Source organism: Alteromonas sp. KUL106 (genome assembly GCF_009811415.1).
Taxonomy (GTDB): domain Bacteria; phylum Pseudomonadota; class Gammaproteobacteria; order Enterobacterales; family Alteromonadaceae; genus Alteromonas.
This window is the reverse complement of record NZ_BLIG01000050.1, coordinates 11,799-35,057: the sequence shown is the minus strand read 5'-3', so window position 1 is coordinate 35,057 and position 23,259 is coordinate 11,799. Positions and strand designations below refer to the sequence as shown.

The window sequence follows — 23,259 nt, the reverse complement described above, 5'->3', positions numbered from 1 at the left end:
ATGACTAGAATATGGCTCGAATTTGAGCAATCTATACGTAATGCCATATAAAAACCGCAGTTAAGGAGCCCCCCAATGTTTTCTCGCGAAATGAATATAGCTGACTTCGATCCTGAATTAGCCAATGCAATGGCGAAAGAAGTTGAGCGCCAAGAACATCACATCGAGCTAATTGCCTCTGAGAACTACTGTAGCCCACGTGTAATGGAAGCACAGGGTTCGCAGCTTACTAATAAGTACGCGGAAGGATACCCAGGGAAACGCTACTACGGCGGCTGTGAACATGTAGATGTTGTCGAGCAGCTTGCTATCGATCGCGCGAAAGCGCTCTTTGGTGCAGACTACGCAAACGTGCAACCCCACGCTGGTTCACAAGCAAACTCTGCAGTATTCATGGCGTTACTTGATGCTGGCGACACGGTATTAGGCATGAGCCTTTCTGAAGGTGGTCACCTTACTCATGGTTCTCATGTAAACTTCTCTGGCAAAACTTATAATGCTGTCCAATACGGTTTGAACAAAGAAACCGGTGAAATCGATTACGCACAGGTTGAAGCACTGGCAAAAGAACATAAGCCGAAGATGATTATTGGCGGTTTTTCTGCGTATTCAGGTGTTGTTGATTGGGCTAAGTTCCGTGAAATCGCAGATAGCGTAGGTGCTTACCTTCTGGTTGATATGGCACACGTTGCAGGTCTTGTGGCTGCGGGCGTTTATCCAAATCCTCTTCCTCATGCACATGTGGTAACAACGACAACACACAAAACGCTTGCGGGTCCGCGCAGTGGTCTTATCCTTTCATCATGTGGCGATGAAGCAATTTACAAAAAGCTAAATAGCTCTGTTTTCCCAGGTAATCAAGGCGGTCCTCTTTGCCACGTTATCGCAGCTAAAGCGGTAGCATTCAAAGAAGCCCTGCAGCCTGAGTTTAAAGTTTATCAGCAGCAAGTTGTTGCAAACGCGAAAGCGATGGTAGCGGTTATGCAAGAACGCGGCTATAAAATTGTGTCTGGCGGTACTGACAACCACCTGTTCCTACTTGACCTTATCGATAAGGACATCACGGGTAAAGACGCTGATGCAGCATTAGGCGCAGCAAACATCACGGTAAACAAAAACTCGGTACCGAATGACCCGCGTTCACCGTTCGTGACCAGTGGTCTTCGTATTGGTAGCCCAGCAATTACTCGTCGTGGTTTTAAAGAAGAGCAGGCTAAGCAGGTTGCTACGTGGATTTGCGATATTCTAGATAACATGGGCGATGAGTCAGTTATCAAGCGCGTACAAGGCGAAGTGGTTGCACTTTGCGCACAATTCCCTGTTTATAAATAAATAGGTTTGTGTTTTATTGCGTACTTTGGTACTAATGCTGGACTAACTAGTCTAGGTTCGGTTTAAATACCTAAGTACGCAATATGTAAGGATTATTCATGTTTTGCCCTTTTTGTTCAGAACAAGAAACAAAAGTTATTGATTCTCGTTTGGTTGCAGAAGGGCAACAAGTGCGTAGACGCCGAGAGTGCATGGTGTGTCATGAGCGCTTCACCACGTTTGAAAGTGCAGAGCTTGTGATGCCTCGTGTTATTAAGCGTGATGGCTCCCGTGAACCCTTCAATGAAGACAAACTTCGTGCAGGCTTACAACGAGCGTTAGAGAAGCGCCCAGTAAGTACCGAAGAAGTTGAACAGTGTATCCTCTCACTCAAATCTCAGTTGCGCGCAACGGGAGAAAGGGAAGTGAGCAGCGAATTGCTTGGCAACTTAATTATGAAAGCCCTCAAAGAACTCGACAAAGTCGCTTATGTTCGGTTTGCTTCTGTCTATCGCTCTTTCGAAGACATTCGTGAATTTGGAGAAGAGATCGCACGTTTAGGGGATTAGTCCGGCATATCCCAGACATCAGGCACTTAGGGCTACAACAGGAATCCAAGTGAACCACGATACGGTTAAAATCGATTATTCTTGGATGGCAAAGGCCATTCAACTCGCTCAAAAAGGGCGATTCACTACTTCACCTAACCCTCGTGTTGGATGTGTGATTGTTGACCAAAGTAACCAACTCATTGGTCAAGGCTATCATATTCAAGCCGGCACGCCTCACGCAGAAGTACACGCGTTACGACAGGCGGCTAAAGCTCGCTCTGAGGGCGCAAAGGGCGCGACTGCCTACGTGACCCTGGAGCCTTGCAGTCATTTTGGTCGCACGCCGCCTTGTGCAAAGGCACTCATAGAAGGGCAGGTTGCACGGGTTGTTATTGCAATGACTGACCCAAATCCAAATGTATGCGGCAAAGGCATTGCTATGCTGCAAGCGGCAGGAATTGAAGTCGTTAGCGATGTGATGGCTGCTGAAGCAGCCGCGCTTAATCCAGGCTTTACCAAGCGCATGCTCACCGGCAAACCATTTGTCAGGGTAAAATTAGGTATAAGCGTTGATGGTAAAATAGCGCTTCAAAATGGCGTAAGCCAATGGATAACCGGACCAGAGGCCAGACGCGATGTGCAGCGCTATCGTGCACAAAGTTGTGTGGTATTAACGGGCTCTGGAACCGTTACAGCAGATAACCCGAGCCTTTTAGTAAGAGAGCAGGAGGCAAACTTTGAGGATTATCCCATTGAGCACATCCGTCAACCGGCTCGCGTTGTTGTAGACAGTAAAAGTACATTAAGCCGCGACTTTAACCTGTTTAACGACGGACATGTTACCTTCACTGCAACATCGCAAGCCCATCCTGATACTTCAACTGGTCATTACATTCCTCTTAAGGAAAAAAACGGCAAGGTTGACTTGCATGAGTTGATGTCAGCGTTAGGTGACAAGCAGTATAATGAAGTATGGGTAGAGGCAGGTCCGGGGCTTGCGGGAGCGTTGTTACACGAAGGGTTGGTGGATGAACTTATTTGTTATCAAGCGCCCAAGCTATTAGGGGACAAAGGAATAAGTATGGTCAATCTGCCAGCATTTACCGCTTTAAATCAATCTATTTCACTCTCTCTTATTGAAAACCGTCAGGTGGGGAACGATATTAAGCTTATCTTCCGTCCTGATGTTAGCAACACCTGTCGTTACGGCGACTAAAGAGGAACTTTATGTTTACTGGAATTATTCAAGCGTTGGGCACGATCAAAAAGCTTGATAACCGAGGCAATGATATTCGCCTAACGGTATCTTCTTCTACGCTTGATATGTCTGATGTCGCTTTGGGCGATAGTATTGCGACCAATGGTGTTTGTTTAACAGTGACAGACATGGGGCCCGATTATTACTGCGCCGATGTGTCTGCAGAGACCATCAAGTTAACAGGCTTCGCTCATTACAGTGCGGGTTCTACAGTGAACCTTGAAAAAGCCATGCGTCCAAGCGACCGTTTAGGTGGTCACATTGTTTCCGGCCACGTTGATGGAGTTGGCCACGTAACTCAAATAATTAAACATAAAGACTATGTGGAATTTTGGGTCAAAGCGCCTGAAGCGTTAGCTAAATATATTGCGCATAAGGGAAGTATCACCGTTGACGGCATTAGCTTGACCGTGAACGAAGTAAATGGCGCAGAGTTTATGCTTTGGATCATCCCGCATACGTTGCAGGAAACAATAATGGGCAGTTACAAAGTAGGCACAGCAGTAAACTTGGAGGTCGATGTCATTGCGCGCTATTTAGAGCGATTGATGCTGGGCGATAAAGCCGCTGAGCCGACGAAAAAAGGCATCGATATGGCATTTCTTGCCGAGAACGGATTTTTAAAAAAATAACCCTACAAGAAGCACACAATATGGCATTTAACACGACACAAGAAATAATTGAAGATATCCGCCAAGGCAAAATGGTTATCTTGATGGATGATGAGGACCGAGAAAACGAAGGCGATCTCATCATGGCGGCAGAGCACGTGACACCTGAAGCCATAAATTTTATGGTCACCCATGCGCGTGGCTTGGTTTGTTTGCCAATGACACAAGAGCGTTGCCGTACGTTAAATCTTCCGCTGATGGTAGACAAAAATGAAGCGCAATTCTCTACCAACTTTACAGTGTCTATTGAAGCGGCGACCGGCGTTACAACAGGGATTTCAGCAGCAGATCGCGCCACAACAATCAAAGCTGCGGTGGCGAAGGATGCAAAAGCGACAGACATTGTTCAGCCTGGCCATATCTTCCCGTTAATTGCCAAAGATGGCGGCGTATTAAATCGCGCGGGACACACTGAAGCTGGTGTAGATTTACCTCGTCTTGCTGGTCTGGAGCCGGCTGGTGTTATTGTCGAGATTTTAAATGAAGACGGTACCATGGCCCGTCGCCCAGAGTTAGAGAAGTTTGCAGCGAAACACAATCTTAAAATCGGTACCATTGCTGATTTAATCGAATACCGCAATCTGAACGAAACCACTATTCAGAAGGTTGCCCAGTGCAACATGCCTACAGAATATGGTGATTTCGAACTCCACACATTTAAAGACAGTATTGACAATCAGCTCCACTTTGCACTTAAAAAAGGTGATATTAAAGAAGACGAACCCACGCTGGTTCGCGTGCATCTCCATAATACCTTTAGTGATCTTCTTGGCTCGACGCGCGGTATTCATCGCTCAATGACGCTGGCAGATGGCATGCGCAAAATTTCAGAAGAAGGCGGCGTGTTGGTGCTATTAGGTAAAGAAGAGCACATTGAGAGTCAAGTTCGTCGATTTGCCGCTGAAGACAGAGGCGAACGTCCAACGGGCGCTGATTGGCAGGGCTCATCACGCACCATTGGGGTGGGTAGTCAAATTCTTGCATCAATGGGTGTACACAAAATGCGCCTACTCAGTAAACCTATTAAGTATCACGCACTTTCGGGCTACGGTCTTGAAGTTGTCGAATACGTGCACGATTAGCACTCATTAGCGAGCACGTTTTACGAATGCCAATGGCAAAGGGGCGACAAGCGCTCCTCGTTCGTTAGGCTACCGCTTTTATAAAGGTTGGGGGCAATAGGAATTCTTCCCTCCTATTTACGTGAAAGCTAGTGATAGTTTACGAATAGTTGAAGTTAAAGAAACAATCGATTTAGTTTGGGCGCAGTTGTGGTATACTTCGCGCCGTTTTTTCTCGAGGAATTAAACCATGCAGGTAATTGAAGGTAATATCAGAGCAACCGGTAAGAAGTTCGCTATTGTAGTAGCACGCTTTAATAGCTTTGTTGTTGAAAGCTTACTAGAAGGCGCGTTGGACACGCTAGATCGTCACGGTGAAGTGAGTGATGATGATATCACGGTCGTTCGTGTTCCTGGTGCTTACGAGTTACCTGTCGTGGCTAAGAAATTAGCTGAGAAAAAGTCATTCGACGCTATCATTGCACTAGGTGCAGTTATTCGTGGTGGCACGCCACACTTTGATTTTGTAGCAGGGGAAAGTAATAAAGGCCTTGCGCAAGTATCACTTGAATACGGTATTCCAGTTTCATTCGGCGTAATCACAACAGATTCAATTGAACAAGCTATCGAGCGTTCAGGTACTAAAGCGGGCAACAAAGGTGCAGAAGCTGCATTGGGTGCGCTTGAAATGGTTAACGTTATCGATGCTGTTGAAAAGCTTTAAGGTAAACATTAAGTGAAAGTTTCAGCTCGTCGTAAAGCCCGTGAATTAGCCCTTCAAGGGATATATTCATGGCAAATGAGTCACAACGATATTCAGCAGGTTGAGCTGGCGCTAGCCACCAGTAACGACATGCAAAAGGTAGATATGGCGTATTTTCAAGCCTTGCTTCGCGGCGTTGCACACAACGCAAGTAAGCTTGACACTACCATTAAACCTTATCTTGGTCGTCTGCCTGAAGAGTTAGACGCCATAGAAAAAGCGATCTTGCGCATTGCGACGCTGGAACTGACTGAGCGCATTGATGTACCTTATCGCGTAATTATTAATGAAGCGATTGAGCTTGCTAAGGCTTTTGGTGCCGAAGAAAGCCACAAATTCATTAATGGTGCACTGGATAAAGCAGTGCGCACGCTGCGTAAAGACGAGCGCGACTAACCTTACCGTGGCGGCAAGGAATGCCGCTAAAGGGTTTTAAATTACTGTGAAAGAATTTGATCTTATCGGCCGCTATTTTTCGAACAGTGGCCACCGACGTAAAGACGTTGTTATAGGTATCGGCGATGACTGTGCCGTAACAACGGTTCCTGAAAATCAACAGCTCGCCGTTACCACCGACACCCTTGTCGCGGGTGTGCATTTCCTAGAAGATGCGCCGGCGAAATCAGTGGCATACAAAACCGTAGCAGTTAACTTAAGTGACCTTGCTGCAATGGGCGCAGAGCCCGCGTGGATTAGCCTGTCTTTGTCTCTCCCTGAAGTTGACGAGCCGTGGCTTGATGACTTTGTTAAAGGTCTTTATGAGCTCACTCAATATTATTCTGTGCAGCTTATTGGTGGCGATACGGTTAAAGGGCCAATGGCCATGACTATTACAGCGCAAGGCTTTATTCCGCCAGGTTCAGAATTAACCCGGAGCGGCGGCAAGCCCGGGGATTGGGTATATGTTACCGGTACGTTGGGCGACGCCGGAGCAGGCTTAGATATCCTTCAAAATAAACTCAATGTCAGTGGCGAAGCCAAGGATGTGTTAGTAAACCGCCATTACTTTCCCACACCTCGCGTTGCCGTTGGAACAGCTATACGACGTATTGCCACGTCGTGTATTGATGTATCTGATGGCCTAATTTCAGATCTGAGCCACATTCTCAAAGCGTCAAACTGCGGGGCTAATATCCATGTAGAGCGCTTACCGCTCTCCCGCGCCCTAACTAGCGCAGTGTCAGCTGAATTGGCAATAGAGTACGCGTTATCTGCAGGAGATGACTACGAGCTTATCTTCACTGTCAGTGAAGAGCAGCGGGGGAGCCTTGAAACTTCTCTAGCCAGTACTAACGTTAAAGCAACCTGTATTGGACAATTGACCGGGCACAGCGGTACACTTTCACTGTTAAAAGACGGCGAAAAGTATACGCCAGTAACGCCCTCAGGTTACGAGCATAGCTTTTAACTATCAATGCTAATTAAGTCGTGAGAGAAAGGAATTTACATGCAGGCTGAATTTCGCGCTAGAGTGAGTATGAAAAATCCGACCCATTTTCTAGCGCTAGGGTTTGGTAGCGGGTTAATTCCATTTATGCCAGGTACATTCGGCTCACTCGCTGCGTTACCGCTGCTTATCGCATGCAGCCAAATTTCCCTGGTCTCATTTATTGCGCTAACCCTTATCTTCTCTGTAGTTGGCATTTACCTTTGTGGTAAAACGGCTGATGACATGCAGGTACACGACCATGGCTCGATAGTATGGGACGAAATAGCAGGTATGTTCGTTACCTTTATTTTCGTGCCTATCAGCGCCTCTTCTTTGTTAGTTGGGTTCTGTTTGTTCAGGCTCTTCGACATTTTAAAGCCATGGCCAATTGGTATTATCGATAAGCGCTTACACGGTGGTACTGGCATTATGCTTGACGATTTACTGGCAGGTGCAATGGCCTGTGGCTGTTTACACCTGTTGATGGTGTTCTGGCCTGCTGCGCTAGCATTATTTTAGTTCCTCATTTTACCCTATAAACTCATTTTCAGCGTTTAATAGTGAGCAAACTGTGGGGCAAAGGGCGTGCATAAGGGGTAAATACTACGTCAGTCAACTCGATATCACTCTTACTTAACCAGTAGGCTTCACCAATAAGTTTTTTAATAGAGAAAAGCCCGCATTATGAAGTGACCCCGTAAAGTTGGACTCATTTCTAAGCGGCTACCAAGGCCTGATTTCGATACGCTATCGGACTCAGGCCTTTTAGTTTCAGCTTAATTCGTTTGTGATTGTAATATTTTATATATTCTTTGATTGCGTTTACCAGCTCAGTAACACTTTTGTACTCATAGCCGTGATACATTTCCGTCTTTAATATGCCGAAGAAGTTTTCTGCAACGGCATTATCTAAGCAATTTCCTTTTCTAGACATACTTTGTATTAAGTTGTGGTCTGCAATGATTTTTCTGGTCATCTGGTGTTGATATTGCCAACCTTGGTCAGAGTGAATGAGTGGTCGCTCATGCCATTGTAATTGTTTTATAGCCTTGTTTAGCGCATCCGTGACTAGATTTAATCTCGGTGAAGTGCCAACCTCATAACTAATAACTTCTTGATTAAACAGGTCAATGATTGGTGACAGGTAGACACGTTGATTAGCTACCTTAAACTCTGTGATATCGGTTACCCATTTTTGATTCGGTTTCAAAGCATTAAAGTCTCTGTTAAGCGTATTGTCGATATGCTTTCCTACTGTGCCTCGATAAGACGTATAACGCTTTGGTCGTACTACTGATTTAAGTGATAATTGAAGCATCAAGCGTTGAACCGTTTTATGGTTAATGAGTGTGCCTGCATTGCGTAATGTTGACGTTATGCGTCTATAACCATATCGACCTTTGTGAGCATGGTATATGCTCGTAATTTGCTGCTTTATCGCATCGTATTTGCCGTTACTATCGCCTTTGTTGCGATGGTAATAGTAAACGCTTTTAGGCAGCTCACTGGCCTTGAGTAAATGCGATAGTTTAAATTTAGCCTTTAGCTCACTAACTACTTTTGCTTTTTCGTTGTTTGTTTTTCCTGAGCCAAGGCATTCCACTTTTTTAAGACAGCATTCTCCGCTCTGAGGTATTCAAGCTCTTCTCTTAGTTCTTTTTCATTCATTTCTTTCGAGTTTTTAGCTTTGGCGGACTTGGACATGTTTACTCTGGTTGGCTTCGAATGAGTTAATTTCCCCGAATTATAAGCAGAAAACCATTCGGATAACATTCCGGGAGAAGACAAATCGAAAAAGGCACTGGTGTAAGTTAAAGACCATCCTTCGCGCTTCATACTTCGAATCATCTCTAGACGAGCTTCTTTTGTGTAAGGTTTTCGCTTATGCAAAAAAGCATGTTCGCCATGAAGGCGAAACACTAAACACCAATACCGAATTTGCCTTGAACTGACATTAAATTGTTTTGAAAGCAGACGCGAACCTTTGGTGTTGGCTTGCGTTGCGACTTCTAGTTTGAACTCTCTACTGTATGTCGACATAAAACCCCCAGTAATTGGAATGTCCAACTATTGGGGGTCACTTCAATTAGCGGGCTTTTCTTTTTTGAGCGATATACCTTTCTCTTACATTAACGTCTTAGTTGTTGCACTTGCGTTCTAGAGAACGGTTTTTAATTCAAAGACCACTAACTTTTGGTCACACTGTTGGCCGCAGCAATAATTCCTTCTGCATCCAAACCGTGTTCTTTGTACATTTCTTGCTGTGTACCTTGAAGAATAAAACTATCAGGTAGTCCTAACATCTTCACCGCTTTTAATACGCCATTTTGCTGCAAGTGCTCAAGTACCGCGCTGCCAGCACCGCCCATAATACAGCCGTCTTCTAACGTGATCAGTGCGTTGTGTTCATCAGCTGCTTTTAAAACCGCGTCGCCGTCTAGCGGTTTAATGAAACGCATATCGATGACCGTAGCGTCAATGGTTTCTGCTGCTTCAAGAGCGTAGGGCAGTAAGCAACCAAAGTTTAGAATAGCAATACGTTCAGACTTGTCTTTCGATGATTCACGGCACAGACGAGATTTGCCAATCTCAAGCTCTGTCATGGCTTCATCTGGGGTGACACCCATGCCAGCACCTCGAGGGTAGCGAACAGCAGCGGGCTTTTGTAGCTTGTGACCCGTGTAAAGCATTTGGCGACATTCATTTTCATCGGATGGGGCCATAACCACCATATTCGGAATACAGCGAAGAAAGGCTATGTCGAATGCGCCTTGGTGAGTTGGACCGTCTGCGCCCACTATGCCAGCTCTGTCTATGGCAAACAATACCGGTAAGTCTTGAATGGCCACATCATGGATAAGCTGATCGTAGGCACGCTGTAAGAACGAGGAATAAATTGCCACAACTGCATTCAACCCGTCTTTCGCAAGACCTGCGCCGAAGGTGACAGCATGTTGTTCAGCAATGGCAACGTCGAAATATTGCTCAGGAAAACGCTGGGAAAATTCAACCATGCCAGAACCTTCACGCATAGCCGGAGTAACCGCCATGAGCTTAGGATCTTGCGCTGCCATATCACATAGCCACTGACCGAAAATAGCCGAATAGGTAGGTGCAGAAGGCTTAGACTTTGGCAAGGCATTGTCGGCGGGATTAAATTTTGGCACTGCATGAAATTTAATTGGGTCTTCTTCTGCGACCGCGTAGCCTTTCCCTTTTTTGGTCACAACGTGTAGCAGTTGAGGGCCATCAAATTTACGCATGTTTCGAAGAGTATCAACCACGGCATTAACGTCATGGCCGTCGATAGGTCCGATGTAATTGAACCCGAGCTCTTCGAATATGGTGCCGGGTACAACCATGCCCTTAATGTGCTCTTCAGCGCGGCTTGCAAATTCTTTGATGGGTGGCACGTTACTCAGTAATTTTTTGCCGCCGTCCCGTATAGAGTTAAAGAAGTTTCCTGTAAGTAATCGAGCTAGGTGGCTATTTAATGCACCAACATTTTCAGAAATAGACATTTCATTGTCATTGAGTACAACAACCATGTCTTTTTTGATATCACCCGCGTGATTTAATGCTTCAAATGCCATACCTGCTGTCATGGCGCCATCGCCAATAACAGCAACAACCTTACGACCGGCACCTTCTTTTTCTGCCGCTACCGCCATTCCTAGCGCTGCACTTATAGACGTTGATGAATGACCTACAGCAAAGGTGTCGTATTCACTTTCTGGTGGCCATGGGAATGGATGTAGACCATGTTTTTGGCGGATAGTGCTCATTCGCTCAGCCCGACCCGTTAGAATTTTGTGAGGGTATGCTTGATGGCCTACATCCCACAACAGGCGGTCAAATGGCGTATTGTAAACGTAGTGAAGCGCGACAGTAAGTTCTACTGTTCCTAAGCCAGAAGCAAAGTGACCGCTGGTCTGGCTTACGCTATTAAGTAAATACTCACGCAACTCATCGGCAAGTTCACGTAATTTGTCTTGTGGCAATTGCCTCAATTTATCAGGTGTTTGCGCAAGCGCAAGCGTTGGGTAATGTTGGAGATCTAAACTCATGTACTTATTATCTTTTTCAACATGGCGCGTGGCTAATGGTCGCGTTTCACCAAAAGCTCGCTAAACGCAATTAAACTGTCAGTATTGTAGGGTAAACGCGCCAGTGCTTGAAGGGCATTATCGTGAAGCATTTCTAATTCCCTTTTGGCACCTTCCATGCCAAGCTTAGCTGGGAAGGTATTCTTTCCTAGTGCTTCGTCAGAGCCCGCGGGTTTCCCTAATTTTTCGCTACTGCCCACAACATCTAAGATGTCGTCTTGTACTTGAAAGGCTAACCCAATATCCGCTGCATAGGCCATTAAGTCAATTTTAGTCTGAGGTAAAAGTCCCTCACTGACAATAGCTACCATTTCTACGCATGCTTGTAACAGGGCACCGGTTTTCAATCTATGGAGCGATTTTAATTCCTCAATCGAGATGGTTTTACCCGTACTGGCTAAGTCGATGGCTTGGCCACCACACATACCTGCATAGCCTGCATTCTTAGCTAATACAGATAAGAGTTGGCTTCGCTTTGACTCGGCGAAAGTGCTTAGCGGTGCGTCGGCTAACACGCTAAACGCGAGTGCTTGCAATGCATCACCGGCGAGAATAGCGGTCGCTTCATCAAAAGCAATATGACAAGTTGGCATACCGCGGCGCAAGTCATCATCATCCATAGCCGGTAAGTCATCGTGAACAAGTGAATAAGCGTGCACGCATTCGATAGCCATGCTTATAGCCATTTGGTCTTTCTTGGGAACGTCTAGCGTGTTGCCCACCACTTGAACGAGCAGGGGGCGCATGCGTTTACCGCCAGCAAGCAGTGCATGACGCATGGCCTCTTTTAACCGTGGCGCGTAATTCGGTAATTCATCAATGAGTGTGAGAAGAGATGCGTCAGTTTGTTGTTTGACTTGCTGATGCAAAGCAGAAAAATTCATAGATTGCCTGTAATGTAAAAATGAACCGCTTAGGGTTGTTCACTTTCAGGTAGAGATTGAAGTGTTTCTTCGCCTTGTTCGCTAAGCAATATTTTTACTTTTTGTTCAGCATTTTCAAGCGATTGTTGACCTTGACGAGAGAGTGCGATGCCACGTTCGAACTTTTCCAACGCTTTATTCAGCGGTAAATCGCCGTTTTCCATTTCGTTAACAATCGCTTCTAGTTCTGATAACGTTTCTTCGAAACACGCTGATACTTTTTCCGTCGTCATAAAAACACTCTGTATAGTGGCCAAAATACGTATACCGCGCACATTAACCGAGGGCTGCACAAGGGTCAAATGGTTTGTCTGTATATCGCCAATAACACCGAAGTATCGCTTTTTTTTCATGCAGTTCAAAAAGCTGCATAGTGCTAAATTGTGCTATATTCGATGCTAAAGGTTGGTAACGTTTATTCATACTTTGAAGGATAGATATCAATGTGCAAATAGCGTAAATATGAATGACCTTAGTTCGCAACGTTTAAAAGAAGGTGAGCGCGTGCTTTCAAGTGTCATGCTCCCGTGATAAAAGATCAATAAATGTGATATTTTTCAACAATGTTGTTTTAGTATTTCTATCTATTGCCGATAGAATGTTTGAAGAGTAACAGCACTGACTGCGTTTAAATGGGGAAGAGTGAGTGGATTTAGCAACCGTCATAGGTATGTTGGGCGCCATTGGTTTCATAGTTATGGCTATGATTTTGGGCGGCAGCTTGAGCATGTTCATCGACGTGCAATCAATACTTATTGTATTTGGGGGCACCTTGTTCGTTATTTTGTCACAGTTTACGCTAGGCCAATTTTTCGGTGCCGGTAAAATTGCTGGAAAGGCATTCATGTTTAAAATTGAATCGCCGGAAGAACTTATCGAGAAAATTGTAGAAATGGCGGACGCTGCGCGAAAAGGCGGGTTTCTAGCGTTAGAAGAAGCAGAGATCTCCAACGAATTTATGCAAAAGGGCGTTGATATGCTCGTAGACGGCCACGATATTGAAGTGGTTCGAGAAACCCTCGCCAAAGATATTTCCATGACAACGGAACGTCACGACTTTGGCGCCTCATTTTTCAAAGGCATGGGTGATATTGCACCAGCCATGGGGATGATCGGCACGCTTATTGGTTTGGTCGCCATGCTTTCAAACATGGATGACCCAAAAGCAATTGGACCTGCAATGGCGGTCGCGCTACTCACTACACTTTATGGCGCCTTCTTCGCCAACGTAATTTGTTTGCCTATCGCGTTTAAGCTAGCGGTACGTGCAGGCGAAGAAAAACTCAATCAAAGTCTAGTTCTTGATGGGATTGTTGGTATTGCCGACGGACAAAACCCACGTGTAATCGAAGGGGTGTTGAAGAACTATCTCGCAGCGAGCAAACGCGGAAGCGCAGAGGATGAGTAATGGCTGAAGAAGAATGCCCAAAATGCCCCCCCGAGGGGCTGCCAGCCTGGATGGGAACCTTCGCAGATTTAATGTCCCTGCTTATGTGCTTTTTTGTACTTCTACTTTCTTTTTCAGAAATGGACGTCCTAAAATTCAAACAGATCGCGGGATCGATGAAGTTCGCTTTTGGTGTCCAAAATAAAATTGAAGTGAAAGACATCCCTAAAGGAACCAGCGTTATTGCCATGGAGTTTCGTCCAGGTAAGCCTGACCCAACGCCTATCGAATCCATTCAGCAGCAAACTAACGAAATGACGCAACAGATGCTTGAGTTTCAGGCTGGGAACGAAGATTCTGCAGGTGGGCGACAAAAGCAGCGCGGTGAGCAAAGGGGTGGGCAGGCACAACAGACAGCAACACAGTCATCTTCCTCAGCAGAACAAAGTACAGATCAGTCTCAAATGGCCGAACTGATGAAAAAAGTAGCGCAGCAGCTAGAAAAGCAAATCTTAGACGGCTCGCTAGAAATGGAATCTCTAGGACAGCAACTGACAATACGTATTCGCGAGAATGGTTCGTTTTCAGCGGGCTCTGCTTTTTTACAGCCGCAGTTTCAGCCTGTATTGAGAAAAATCGGCGTGTTATTGGCTGATGTGCCAGGCGAAATTGAAATTTCAGGTCACAGTGATGGTCAGCATATCGCAAATGAACTGTATCGTTCGAATTGGGACTTATCGTCACAACGTGCTGTTGCTGTGGCAGAAGCTATGCGCACTGCACCAGGCTTTGATGAGAGCCGGATGTCAGTGGTGGGTAAAGCTGATACCGATCCTATTGTGGAGAACGCCACGACGTCGAGTGACAGGGCTAAAAACCGTCGTGTAGAGATAAATATTAATCAGGGTAAACCAATGATATCTAAACCTATCTCCGTGGTAGACGATTAAATAAATGCGGTGAGTATTAAATAGCAAAAAACGGCGCCTAAAAAAGGCGCCGTTTTTGTTTGGGTGTTACTCAACTATTCATGCTAAACCCTTGCAAGCTCAGCTCGGTAATGAGGTTTAGAAATCACCAACTGTACTGTACTAATGGTTCTTTCTAAAAAACCACCTTCGCAGTATTTTAAATAGTAGGTCCACATTCGCATAAATCGCTCATCATATCCATCGTTGAGCAATTCGTCTTTGGCTGACATAAATGCTTCATACCAATGATTAAGTGTTTTCGCGTAATCAACGCCGATGTCGTGGAGGTCACGAATCATCATATTGGTATATTTTTTTAGATGGGCATTTAGCTGGTGTTGAGAAGGCAAAAAGCCACCAGGGAATATATACTTCTGAATGAAGTCTACACTGTTTGCGTAGCTATCATAGCGTCTATCGTCGATGGTAATCGATTGTAGCAACATAAGGCCATCGTCCTTTAATAACGACGAACACTTCTCAAAAAAGTTACCTAAATACTGTTTACCTACGGCTTCAATCATTTCAATAGAAACCAGCTTGTCATATTGCCCTTCAAGTAGACGGTAATCTTTCTTCAACAGGGTTATCTTGTCTTCAAGCCCTTCTCTTTCTATCCACTCTTTCGCCCAAGCGTGTTGCTCTTCTGATATCGTTGTCGTGGTTACCTTGCATCCGTAGTGTTTAGCTGCATAGACCGCCAAGCCGCCCCAACCAGTACCAATTTCAACAAGGTGATCACTCTCTTGCAATTGTAGTTTGTCGCAAATAGCTTTTAGTTTGTAATTCTGGGCTTCGTTTAGCGATGCATTAGGATCGGGATAGATGGCTGCTGAATACATCATAGTAGGGTCGAGGAAACGGGTATACAGCTTATTACCCAGATCGTAATGGGCTTCTATATTTCGCTTAGCTTGATCTTTCGTGTTTCGACGAGCGAAATGCTGAATTTTGTTGATGGGCATAGTGACCCATTTAAATTTATTTTCCCACTCATCAAGGGTGGGTAAGTTCCGCGCAAAAATTCTTACCACTGCAGTTACTTCGTCGCTGTCCCATAGATCGTCCATGTAAGCTTCGCCAGCGCCGACACTGCCACCAAGTAAAAGGCGACGGTATGCCTTAACGTCTTTAATGTTTACCGTTGCTCGCAAGTCGTCATTTTCTTTACCAAATTGGGCGATTACGTCGCCATTTTCTTGGATAGTCAAACTGCCAAATGGCAATTGTTTTAGGCATTGTAAAAACAAAGTTCTACATACTTTATCTACAAAAGAGACCTCTGATGTGGTCAGTAGTACAGATTCACCGAAAGACATTGTTATTGTTCCTGACTTTTTTCTGGGTGTGTATACAGTGGCGTTCGTTTAAGCAAAAGTTTAAGTGCGTGCCAATAAATTCCGGCCACAGTTTTTATCGTCATACTGGGTATACGTTTAAGTGCTTGAGTTAGATTCGCATTATCTAGAGTAAATTTAGTAAGATTAATACCCGCGCTGAACTCTTTGTCGTTTCTAACACAGTCCATGGCTAAAGAAAGATTAGTTGAAGGCTGAGAAATTGACCACTGATAAGTCATATCCATTGGGTTAAAAGGTGATACGTGAAACGCCTTCGGTGTGTCATCTTGCGTGTCTAAATTGACAAGATAATGATGTCGCTCGTTCCAGGGGGTGTTGCTCACCTCGGCTAGCATGTGTGTATACTTACCTTCTGAATTGCGAAGGTAATAAAAATTAACTGGGCTGAAATACCAGCCCCACATACGTAATTGTCCCAGCATAAAAACGTCACCGGAAAGACGACTACCCTCATTTAATTCAGTCATTCTATCCAGTACAGCCTCACGCAGAGAAACCGATGGGTCACCCAGATAGTCCTCTCGTTTGAAACGTACTCGCGCTTTTCCCTCGGCAGAAAAGTACTGAAGCTCACGGGATAATGTTGCAAGTTCTTCGGTTTCAAGCTTTAACCAAAACAAATATATATCGTAGTCAAACTTATGCTGAGTAGGTTTAAACCTTTGGTGATAAACCTTTCCTTTATACAGGGCACTTTCTGTCACAGCGTTTCACCAAAGCGAGCACACACGTCTAGTGCGCTTTTAACGCCATCTTCGTGGAATCCGTTGTACCAATAGGCACCGCAAAAATGCAGGTTGTCCACACCGCAAATTTCACTTCTTCTAGATTGGGCGTTGACCATATCCGCACTGTACTGAGGATGGGCGTATTGATAAGTTCCTAATACGCTGTTGTGGTCAATTTCTGCAGAGTTGTTCAACGTAACGCAGTAGGTATTCTCAACCTCTAACCTTTGGAGAATGTTCATGTTGTAGGTTACTGATGCAGGTCTTGATTCTTCGCTTACATCTTCTTTTAATCGGTAATTCCAACTTGCCCACGCTAGCTTTCTCTTAGGCAGTTGGTTAACGTCTTTGTGCATAACCACATCATTTTCAGCATAGGGAATATTGCCGAGTATGTCTGTGTGCAGCGCGCTTGGGCTATTTAGCATCTTCAGCGCTTGGTCACTATGGCAGGCAAAAACCACATGGTCGTATTGACACGTCTCACCCGTTGAATCGGTGACTTCCCACGTATTATCAACTTTTGCAACGGAGACAACCGCACATGAAAGCTTTATTTTAGATTCAAACGGTGCAATCAGAGGAGGAATATATTGACTGGAACCGCCTTGAATTGTGTACCACTGAGGTCGGTCAGTGATGTTGAGCAAACCATGGTTATTAAAAAATTGAAGAAAGAAAGTAAGGGGAAATTTCCGGGTTTGCTCTAAGCTGCTCGACCAAATGGCGGCGCACATAGGCAGGATATAATACCGAGCAAAGTCTTCGCTTAAGCCCAATTCTTTTATGATATCTTCCAGCGTGAGATTAGAAGTATCACGTTTCTCGGCAACCATTGCTTTGCATGCTTTGTTGAACGCAAGAATGTCTTTAACGATGCGCCAAAATTTGGGACGTAATATATTGCGTCGTTGCGCGAATAAACTATTTAAGTTGTTGCCATTGTACTCGAGGTTAGCTTTTTTGCTCATTACAGAAAAGCTCATTTCTGTCGGTTGATAAGCAACACCGAGCTGTGTCATTAGTTTTATAAAATTCGGGTAGGTCCAGTCGTTAAAAACAATGAAACCTGTATCAATACTATGAACGTTACCGTTGTCGTTAATTTGCTTCGTAGCAGTGTGACCACCAATGTAATCATTGGATTCGTAAACCGTAATGTCATGTTTCTTATTCAGTAGGTGTGCGCAGGTTAGCCCTGAAATTCCGGTGCCTATGATGGCAATCTTGTTCGTCATTCTTTCATCTCTTATTGTTTTTTTCGCATCGACAGAGATAAGCGTTTCTGTATCGATGTGGGCAGTATGTGCATAAATCGTAGAATAAAGCCAAAAATCCTTGGGAAGAATACCGTTTGTTTATCCTTCTCAATGCCAGAAAGCATAGCTTCTGCTGCTTCTTCTGCACTGATTTTCATTGGCATTTCAAAATCATTTTTGTCTGTTAAAGGCGTTTCTACAAATCCAGGGGATACTGCCTGAACTTTTACGCCCTTGTGATGAAGGTCAACTTCTAGTGATTTAGTAAAGTAATGTAGCGCGGCCTTGCTCGCCCCGTAGGCTTGCGATTTAGTAAAGGGAAGCAGCCGCGCCATGCTATCTACAATGACAAGCTTGTCCCCCTGCTTTAACTTAGGTAGCAGCGCGTCCACACAATTGACGACGCCAAAGAAATTGGGTTCAAACACCCGTCTAAACATGTCAGGTTCAAAGCTGTCGATATCAACATACTCACAGGTACCCGCATTTAATACCGCAATATCGAATGTCAACGTTGCTAATGCTCGGCGCGCGTCTTCAAGGTCTGTCACGTCAAACTGACACGAGTCGATATTATTATGGCGGCTCAGTTCATCTAGCGCTTCTTTGTTTCTTCCACACGCTATAACGCGATAACCTTTGTCAGCCGAATGTAAGGCAAGGGCTTTACCTATGCCTGACGTCGCGCCAGTAATCAATATTGTTTTCACGATGCAAGTTTCCCTTTAATCTTCTTTATGACAAAACCTAAGATGGGTACGTGCTCATAAACCATTTCGCCCAAGTCATAGTAGTCTTTGTGGTAAACAATGCTGTCGTTGACAACATTAAGTTGTGTGGTGCCATCTAGCGTGATGTGCTTGTTATTTCCTTTTAACGTCAAGTGCATTGTCCAATTCACCACATGTGAGACCTGAGTGTGTGTTGGGTTACCGGTACTGCAATTAAAGACGTCCGCAATATCGAATTTACAACTCTCGGCTTGCTCCAGCAGATTTGAAAAGTAATGTTTTACTTCTCCAATTCCTCTGTGTGTCGTAATAGGATCGATAAAAACAACATCGTTCGCGTAAATGCTGTCGAGATCATCTGGAGATATTTGACATATATCTGTGTAAATTTTACAAAACCGCTCTATGACGCCCATTGACACCCCTTACTTGTATCATAAATACCATTACTCTCACTTCTAAAAAGCGACGCCTTCAACGTGTGGCATTTATCGTTTTTTTAAAAGCTAATCGCAAGTACCTGATCTTGTGTCTGTTAATGTTATTTTATAAAAACTAAATTACAGCAAATGAGGTAACTAAGATCACGGATTTAAAATTACCTGTGAAAAAAATTCCCATTCGATCCTATTTGTACCCACTTGCGTAAGTAATTCCATGTTTTTGGAAGTGTTGATTATGAGTGTAGAACGATTTCCTTTATTCCCTTTATCTGCTCACCTACTGCCAGAAGGTAGAATGGCGTTGCGAATTTTTGAGCCGCGATATGTGCGCATGGTCAAACAGGCATGTGCCGAAAACAAAGGCTTTGTCATGTGTATGCTCAATGCGAATGGCGACAAAGAAACGAACCAGCACATACATAAGATCGGAACGTATGCGCAGGTTGTTGACTTCGATATGCTCGACGATGGATTGCTTGGCATAAAGGTTGCTGGTTCCCACTTAGTTGAGGTCAGCAACATCGAGGCTGAACACGATGGTCTTCGCACAGGAAGTTGCAAGCCTATACCCCAATGGCAGTGTGATTTGGCACCTCAACAAATAGCGCCTATGGACGAGCGGCTTAAAGAAATATTCGGTAACTATGAAGAATTGTCATCACTTTATGAGGCACCAAAGTTTGACAGCCCCAGTTGGGTGTTGAATCGCTGGTTGGAACTTCTACCTGTAGATGGGTCTCAGAAGCAACATTTTTTAGCTCAGAGAGAATGTACAAGCTTGTTAAATTATCTCTCGGGGTTAATTGGGTAGCTTGAAAATTTGCTGAAGCTACATTACAAAATCGTAATCGAATATTGGCGAAATTAGCCTTCGCTTTAAGTCACAACGTCGTAGAATGATACAACCAAAACAGAAAAGCGGACGGATCTTATGTTAGTTGGAATTCCACTAGAACAAAGTAACAGCACAATCAAACCAAAAGAGTGTGCTACCGAAATGTCTGATTACTTGGTAGCGGTTGCAGAAGCTCGATGCAAACGTTCATTTGCCAGAGTATTTAACTACTTTGCGCCGCGTCTACGCTCCTATGCTTTGAAACAAATGGGCAATGAGGCACTAGCGATGGAATTGGTGCAAGATACGATGTCGAATGTGTGGCAGAAAGCGCACTTATTTAATTCTGAAAAAGGTTCACCTTCTACATGGATTTTCACGATAGCGAGAAACATCCGCTTCGATATGTTACGTAAGCTTCAGAATAGAAAAGAAGATGTATGCTCTGATGACTTATGGCCGGTACTTTGCGAACAGACTGCTGATGCTAATGAAACGTCGCTTGATGAGCAGGTTACACTTGAGCAAATAGGGTTTATGTTTGAATCGCTACCCGCTAAGCAAAAAGCGGTAGTTGAAGCCATTTACATTGATGGCAAGTCGCAACAAGAAGTCGCTGATGAGCTTTCCATTCCTCTTGGCACGGTAAAGTCGAGAACACGCCTAGCGCTTCAACGTTTAAAGGTTATGCTGAACGACAATGATTAAGTTTCACCCTAGTGCCCGACAGTTGTCTGATTTTGTTGAGGGCACACTGACACCTGCTATATCGCTGATGGTATCCGCGCATTGTGACATGTGTGAAAAATGTCAGCGCTTTGTCGAGATTGAAACGGAAAGCCTTGCCGCACAAATGGTTTCCTCGGCGAGTGCTAAATTGGATGACAGCGGTGATATGGCTTTTCAATTTGGTGATATGCTGGCGCAGATTACGGCACTGCCCTCAGATAAACAGCCTGAGAGCGTTGTAACGGCCTCGGTGAGTCATCATTCGAAACCTGGCGCGAGTACCATTGAGTTAGACGGCAGAACGTTCACGTTGCCTAGAACGTTACACCGGTATATCGATAAAACAGGCAACTGGTCGAGTTTGGTTGGCAAACTTTGGCAAGCGCCTGTTGATTTAGGTAACCAAGGCGTCGCGAACTTTATATTTATGGGAAGCGGTGGCAGCGTTCCAGAGCACACCCATCGAGGAACTGAGTATACGTTGGTTATTGATGGTGAATTTAGCGATGGTCTTAGCCGTTACGACACTGGCGACTTTATCTTTATGAACGGTGAGAAAACTCACACACCCAAAGCTGAGGGTAAAGAGGGATGCCTGGTGTTTAGTATTGTCGATCAACCACTACATTTCACTTCCGGTTTAGCACGTCTATTAAATCCATTCAGTCATTTGTTTTTCAGGTAAATCGTTACTTTATTTTCGCATGTCCTGATAAGTAAACGACGAACGCTAACAGTATGGCTTGAAACAAAAAAACGCACATTTTGTGCGTTTTTTGTTTCACTCTTTGGGCAAGATAACGTCTAGCCAATAAACTCACTATCTGGGTAGTTGAGTTTAAGCGTCTTCATTGCATTATTACGCAATTCCTCAAGGCCAAGTTGTTCATAACTTGAAACCATAATTTCAAGCGCTTGCTGAACCTGTGTTGTGTTAGGGAAGTGCTCAATGACATACCGTCCTCGATTTGCTGCTGCAACGTAAGCTTGGCGTCTCATGTAGAAACGGGCAATGGCAATCTCATAACGCGCTAAGCGGTCTTTAATGTGAACCATACGTTGCTTTGCATCTGCAGCATACTTACTATCGGGGTATTGCTGAATCAGCCTACGGAAATCTTCAAAAGCTTGACGAGATTTAGAGGGATCTCTGTCAGTGCGGTCGATATTCATCAATTCTTGAAACAAGTTACTGTCGGATTCCATGTTTGTTAATCCGCGCATGTAGTAAGCGTAGTCCACGTCTGAATGATTCGGGTTTAGACGAATAAACCTATCGATAGTTGCAAGGGTTTCCTCATTCTTACCTGATTTATAATAGCTATAAATCAAGTCGAGTTGTACCTGGTGAGAAAGCGGACCGAATGGATAACGCGAGTCTAGTGCACTTAAGGTTTGCGCTGCTGCACTGAAGTTACCCACTTCCATGCTTTGCTTCGCTCTATCGTACAGTTGCTGCGCACCCATGTTAGCTAAAACGGCTTTTTCTTCATTGTCTGAAGAACTACATCCTGCGACAGACACCATAGCACCCAATAAAACGGGAGCCAGTAGACGAAATGATTTCATAATAATTCTATTTTCCTGCTAAACAGTTTTAGTACTTCGCTGTCTAAGCTCATGTGTTAAACAACAACACTCTAGTTGCATTCTAACGTACTAACGGTGAGAAAAACCATACAAAAACGTAAACAAGGCAGTGTACAGCGTGAATCCTTGTTATAATACCCTTTTTTAGACGTAATCAATGGTGTTATGACAAAGTCGCTGAACACAATACAACTAGAAGCTTCAACGGAAGCTACGCATTTTGGTTTACGGTTAGATCAGGTTTTGGCTGATTTGTTCCCTGAATATTCTCGTTCTAAGCTAAAAACGTGGATTCAAGATGGGAATGTTGCGGTAAATGGTGAGGTAATCACCGTCCCTCGCCACAAAATGCAAATGGACGAGCTCGTTACTGTTAGTGCCGAAATGGAGGTGCAAGTCACAAGCGAAGCGCAAGATATTGCGTTAAATATCGTTTATGAAGACGAGCATATCTTAGTGATAAATAAACCCGCCGACCTGGTTGTGCACCCCGGTGCAGGTAACCCGAGTGGTACCGTGCTTAACGCACTTTTAAATCATGTGCCTGACATTGACAAAGTTCCTCGCGCAGGTATCGTGCATCGCCTTGATAAAGATACAACTGGCTTAATGGTCGTTGCGAAAACTATTCCGGCGCAAACACACCTTGTAGACCAACTGCAGCGTCGAGAAATGAGCCGTGAATATGAAGCGATAGCACTAGGCACAATGGTAGCCGGCGGTATCGTTGATGAACCGATAGGAAGACACGCGACAAAACGCACGCATATGGCTGTTCGCGAAATGGGCAAGCCCGCAGTAACGCATTTCCGCGTGATTGAAAAGTTTAGAGCGTATACGCACTTACGTCTGAAGCTTGAGACTGGCCGTACTCATCAAATTCGTGTGCACATGGCCCACATTAAGCATCCGCTATTGGGTGACCAGGTTTACGGTGGCCGACCTCGTTTACCAAAAGGGGCGTCAGAAGAATTTATCACTGCACTTCGTGGTTTTAAACGTCAGGCACTTCACGCTGCTCAGCTTTCTCTGTTCCATCCTGAAACAGAGGAATGGATGACATGGAAAGCGCCTTTACCTCAGGATATGCAGGACATGCTGAGAGCAGTCAAGAAAGATACTGAGGAAAATCCACAGGATATGCTGTAACGG

26 protein-coding genes are annotated in these 23,259 nt (G+C 44.7%); 15 read left to right on the top strand and 11 right to left on the bottom strand.

Going from position 1 to position 23,259, the window contains the following annotated elements; genetic code table 11:
- Positions 1-75: 75 nt before the first annotated feature.
- From glyA to GVO63_RS17325, 9 genes are all read left to right on the top strand, one after another.
- Positions 76-1,332: a serine hydroxymethyltransferase gene (gene glyA / locus GVO63_RS17365; RefSeq protein ID WP_159495219.1), complete on the top strand. Its 1,257-nt coding sequence runs from the start codon at positions 76-78 to the stop codon at positions 1,330-1,332.
- Positions 1,333-1,430: 98 nt separating this feature from the next.
- Complete coding sequence (gene nrdR / locus GVO63_RS17360) at positions 1,431-1,880, top strand: transcriptional regulator NrdR (RefSeq protein ID WP_159495220.1); 450 nt, start codon at positions 1,431-1,433, stop codon at positions 1,878-1,880.
- 49 nt (positions 1,881-1,929) lie between these two features.
- Positions 1,930-3,078, top strand: coding sequence for a bifunctional diaminohydroxyphosphoribosylaminopyrimidine deaminase/5-amino-6-(5-phosphoribosylamino)uracil reductase RibD (gene ribD / locus GVO63_RS17355; RefSeq protein ID WP_159581538.1), 1,149 nt, complete (start codon positions 1,930-1,932; stop codon positions 3,076-3,078).
- Positions 3,079-3,089: 11 nt separating this feature from the next.
- The gene (locus tag GVO63_RS17350; protein WP_159495222.1) at positions 3,090-3,752 is read left to right on the top strand and encodes a riboflavin synthase; all 663 of its coding nucleotides are present in this window, start codon (positions 3,090-3,092) and stop codon (positions 3,750-3,752) included.
- Between the two features lie 20 nt (positions 3,753-3,772).
- Positions 3,773-4,873, top strand: a complete 1,101-nt coding sequence (ribBA, locus tag GVO63_RS17345) for a bifunctional 3,4-dihydroxy-2-butanone-4-phosphate synthase/GTP cyclohydrolase II (protein WP_159495223.1) — start codon at positions 3,773-3,775, stop codon at positions 4,871-4,873.
- A gap of 229 nt (positions 4,874-5,102) precedes the next feature.
- Positions 5,103-5,576 (top strand): 6,7-dimethyl-8-ribityllumazine synthase, encoded by a 474-nt coding sequence (ribE, locus tag GVO63_RS17340; protein WP_159495224.1) that lies wholly within the window; start codon positions 5,103-5,105, stop codon positions 5,574-5,576.
- A gap of 12 nt (positions 5,577-5,588) precedes the next feature.
- Positions 5,589-6,011, top strand: a complete 423-nt coding sequence (gene nusB / locus GVO63_RS17335) for a transcription antitermination factor NusB (protein WP_105931720.1) — start codon at positions 5,589-5,591, stop codon at positions 6,009-6,011.
- 46 nt (positions 6,012-6,057) lie between these two features.
- Positions 6,058-7,023: a thiamine-phosphate kinase gene (gene thiL, locus GVO63_RS17330; protein ID WP_159581536.1), complete on the top strand. Its 966-nt coding sequence runs from the start codon at positions 6,058-6,060 to the stop codon at positions 7,021-7,023.
- A 39-nt stretch (positions 7,024-7,062) separates the two neighbouring features.
- Positions 7,063-7,563, top strand: coding sequence for a phosphatidylglycerophosphatase A (locus tag GVO63_RS17325; RefSeq protein ID WP_159495226.1), 501 nt, complete (start codon positions 7,063-7,065; stop codon positions 7,561-7,563).
- 196 nt (positions 7,564-7,759) lie between these two features.
- On the opposite strand, the gene GVO63_RS17320 is transcribed toward GVO63_RS17325, so the two are convergent.
- The 5 genes from GVO63_RS17320 to GVO63_RS17300 form a co-directional block, all read right to left on the bottom strand.
- Positions 7,760-8,647 carry an IS3 family transposase gene (locus GVO63_RS17320; RefSeq protein ID WP_159581534.1) on the bottom strand — a complete coding sequence of 296 codons (888 nt, stop codon included), beginning with the start codon at positions 8,645-8,647 and terminating at the stop codon, positions 7,760-7,762.
- The gene (locus GVO63_RS17315; protein WP_159581532.1) at positions 8,599-9,084 is read right to left on the bottom strand and encodes a transposase; all 486 of its coding nucleotides are present in this window, start codon (positions 9,082-9,084) and stop codon (positions 8,599-8,601) included. Before GVO63_RS17315 ends, GVO63_RS17320 begins: the two co-directional genes overlap by 49 nt.
- A gap of 146 nt (positions 9,085-9,230) precedes the next feature.
- Positions 9,231-11,111, bottom strand: a complete 1,881-nt coding sequence (gene dxs, locus GVO63_RS17310) for a 1-deoxy-D-xylulose-5-phosphate synthase (RefSeq protein WP_159495227.1) — start codon at positions 11,109-11,111, stop codon at positions 9,231-9,233.
- 32 nt (positions 11,112-11,143) lie between these two features.
- On the bottom strand, positions 11,144-12,034 hold the full coding sequence (locus GVO63_RS17305; protein WP_159495228.1) for a farnesyl diphosphate synthase: 891 nt from the start codon (positions 12,032-12,034) through the stop codon (positions 11,144-11,146).
- Positions 12,035-12,063: 29 nt separating this feature from the next.
- Positions 12,064-12,306: an exodeoxyribonuclease VII small subunit gene (locus GVO63_RS17300; RefSeq protein ID WP_159581584.1), complete on the bottom strand. Its 243-nt coding sequence runs from the start codon at positions 12,304-12,306 to the stop codon at positions 12,064-12,066.
- Positions 12,307-12,719: 413 nt separating this feature from the next.
- Here GVO63_RS17300 and pomA point away from each other — a divergent pair, with 413 nt between their 5' ends.
- Positions 12,720-13,481: a flagellar motor protein PomA gene (gene pomA / locus GVO63_RS17295; protein ID WP_159495229.1), complete on the top strand. Its 762-nt coding sequence runs from the start codon at positions 12,720-12,722 to the stop codon at positions 13,479-13,481.
- Complete coding sequence (locus GVO63_RS17290) at positions 13,481-14,410, top strand: flagellar motor protein MotB (RefSeq protein ID WP_159495230.1); 930 nt, start codon at positions 13,481-13,483, stop codon at positions 14,408-14,410. The genes pomA and GVO63_RS17290 overlap by 1 nt, the downstream gene beginning before the upstream one ends.
- Positions 14,411-14,493: 83 nt before the next feature.
- Here the strand turns inward: GVO63_RS17290 and GVO63_RS17285 are convergent, their stop codons facing one another.
- The 5 genes from GVO63_RS17285 to GVO63_RS17265 are packed head-to-tail and all read right to left on the bottom strand — an operon-like array spanning position 14,494 to position 18,926.
- Positions 14,494-15,750 (bottom strand): cyclopropane-fatty-acyl-phospholipid synthase family protein, encoded by a 1,257-nt coding sequence (locus GVO63_RS17285; protein ID WP_159495231.1) that lies wholly within the window; start codon positions 15,748-15,750, stop codon positions 14,494-14,496.
- Positions 15,751-15,752: 2 nt separating this feature from the next.
- The gene (locus GVO63_RS17280) at positions 15,753-16,496 is read right to left on the bottom strand and encodes a DUF1365 domain-containing protein (protein WP_159495232.1); all 744 of its coding nucleotides are present in this window, start codon (positions 16,494-16,496) and stop codon (positions 15,753-15,755) included.
- Positions 16,493-17,758, bottom strand: a complete 1,266-nt coding sequence (locus tag GVO63_RS17275; protein WP_159581530.1) for an NAD(P)/FAD-dependent oxidoreductase — start codon at positions 17,756-17,758, stop codon at positions 16,493-16,495. Before GVO63_RS17275 ends, GVO63_RS17280 begins: the two co-directional genes overlap by 4 nt.
- An 11-nt stretch (positions 17,759-17,769) precedes the next feature.
- Complete coding sequence (locus GVO63_RS17270) at positions 17,770-18,489, bottom strand: SDR family NAD(P)-dependent oxidoreductase (RefSeq protein WP_159495234.1); 720 nt, start codon at positions 18,487-18,489, stop codon at positions 17,770-17,772.
- On the bottom strand, positions 18,486-18,926 hold the full coding sequence (locus GVO63_RS17265) for a nuclear transport factor 2 family protein (RefSeq protein WP_159495235.1): 441 nt from the start codon (positions 18,924-18,926) through the stop codon (positions 18,486-18,488). The genes GVO63_RS17270 and GVO63_RS17265 overlap by 4 nt, the downstream gene beginning before the upstream one ends.
- Before the next feature lie 262 nt (positions 18,927-19,188).
- Here GVO63_RS17265 and GVO63_RS17260 point away from each other — a divergent pair, with 262 nt between their 5' ends.
- The 3 genes from GVO63_RS17260 (at position 19,189) to GVO63_RS17250 (ending at position 21,202) form a co-directional block, all read left to right on the top strand.
- Positions 19,189-19,764 carry an LON peptidase substrate-binding domain-containing protein gene (locus tag GVO63_RS17260; protein ID WP_159495236.1) on the top strand — a complete coding sequence of 192 codons (576 nt, stop codon included), beginning with the start codon at positions 19,189-19,191 and terminating at the stop codon, positions 19,762-19,764.
- 120 nt (positions 19,765-19,884) lie between these two features.
- A complete protein-coding gene (locus GVO63_RS17255) occupies positions 19,885-20,496 on the top strand; it encodes a sigma-70 family RNA polymerase sigma factor (protein WP_159495237.1) in 612 nt (203 codons plus the stop codon).
- Positions 20,489-21,202, top strand: a complete 714-nt coding sequence (locus GVO63_RS17250; protein ID WP_159581528.1) for a ChrR family anti-sigma-E factor — start codon at positions 20,489-20,491, stop codon at positions 21,200-21,202. The genes GVO63_RS17255 and GVO63_RS17250 overlap by 8 nt, the downstream gene beginning before the upstream one ends.
- Before the next feature lie 119 nt (positions 21,203-21,321).
- On the opposite strand, the gene GVO63_RS17245 is transcribed toward GVO63_RS17250, so the two are convergent.
- A complete protein-coding gene (locus GVO63_RS17245) occupies positions 21,322-22,086 on the bottom strand; it encodes an outer membrane protein assembly factor BamD (RefSeq protein WP_159495239.1) in 765 nt (254 codons plus the stop codon).
- A 186-nt stretch (positions 22,087-22,272) separates the two neighbouring features.
- On the opposite strand from GVO63_RS17245, the gene rluD reads away from it, so the two are divergent.
- Positions 22,273-23,256: a 23S rRNA pseudouridine(1911/1915/1917) synthase RluD gene (gene rluD, locus GVO63_RS17240; RefSeq protein ID WP_159581526.1), complete on the top strand. Its 984-nt coding sequence runs from the start codon at positions 22,273-22,275 to the stop codon at positions 23,254-23,256.
- Positions 23,257-23,259: the final 3 nt, after the last annotated feature.

Coding starts and splice junctions, on each gene's coding strand:
- glyA (WP_159495219.1), top strand. CDS start 76: ATGTTTTCTCGCGAAATGAATATAGCTGACTTCGATCCTGAATTAGCC.
- nrdR (WP_159495220.1), top strand. CDS start 1,431: ATGTTTTGCCCTTTTTGTTCAGAACAAGAAACAAAAGTTATTGATTCT.
- GVO63_RS17350 (WP_159495222.1), top strand. CDS start 3,090: ATGTTTACTGGAATTATTCAAGCGTTGGGCACGATCAAAAAGCTTGAT.
- ribBA (WP_159495223.1), top strand. CDS start 3,773: ATGGCATTTAACACGACACAAGAAATAATTGAAGATATCCGCCAAGGC.
- ribE (WP_159495224.1), top strand. CDS start 5,103: ATGCAGGTAATTGAAGGTAATATCAGAGCAACCGGTAAGAAGTTCGCT.
- GVO63_RS17325 (WP_159495226.1), top strand. CDS start 7,063: ATGCAGGCTGAATTTCGCGCTAGAGTGAGTATGAAAAATCCGACCCAT.
- GVO63_RS17315 (WP_159581532.1), bottom strand. CDS start 9,084: ATGTCGACATACAGTAGAGAGTTCAAACTAGAAGTCGCAACGCAAGCC.
- dxs (WP_159495227.1), bottom strand. CDS start 11,111: ATGAGTTTAGATCTCCAACATTACCCAACGCTTGCGCTTGCGCAAACA.
- GVO63_RS17305 (WP_159495228.1), bottom strand. CDS start 12,034: ATGAATTTTTCTGCTTTGCATCAGCAAGTCAAACAACAAACTGACGCA.
- GVO63_RS17300 (WP_159581584.1), bottom strand. CDS start 12,306: ATGACGACGGAAAAAGTATCAGCGTGTTTCGAAGAAACGTTATCAGAA.
- GVO63_RS17290 (WP_159495230.1), top strand. CDS start 13,481: ATGGCTGAAGAAGAATGCCCAAAATGCCCCCCCGAGGGGCTGCCAGCC.
- GVO63_RS17285 (WP_159495231.1), bottom strand. CDS start 15,750: ATGTCTTTCGGTGAATCTGTACTACTGACCACATCAGAGGTCTCTTTT.
- GVO63_RS17275 (WP_159581530.1), bottom strand. CDS start 17,758: ATGACGAACAAGATTGCCATCATAGGCACCGGAATTTCAGGGCTAACC.
- GVO63_RS17265 (WP_159495235.1), bottom strand. CDS start 18,926: ATGGGCGTCATAGAGCGGTTTTGTAAAATTTACACAGATATATGTCAA.
- GVO63_RS17260 (WP_159495236.1), top strand. CDS start 19,189: ATGAGTGTAGAACGATTTCCTTTATTCCCTTTATCTGCTCACCTACTG.
- GVO63_RS17255 (WP_159495237.1), top strand. CDS start 19,885: ATGTTAGTTGGAATTCCACTAGAACAAAGTAACAGCACAATCAAACCA.
- GVO63_RS17250 (WP_159581528.1), top strand. CDS start 20,489: ATGATTAAGTTTCACCCTAGTGCCCGACAGTTGTCTGATTTTGTTGAG.
- GVO63_RS17245 (WP_159495239.1), bottom strand. CDS start 22,086: ATGAAATCATTTCGTCTACTGGCTCCCGTTTTATTGGGTGCTATGGTG.
- rluD (WP_159581526.1), top strand. CDS start 22,273: ATGACAAAGTCGCTGAACACAATACAACTAGAAGCTTCAACGGAAGCT.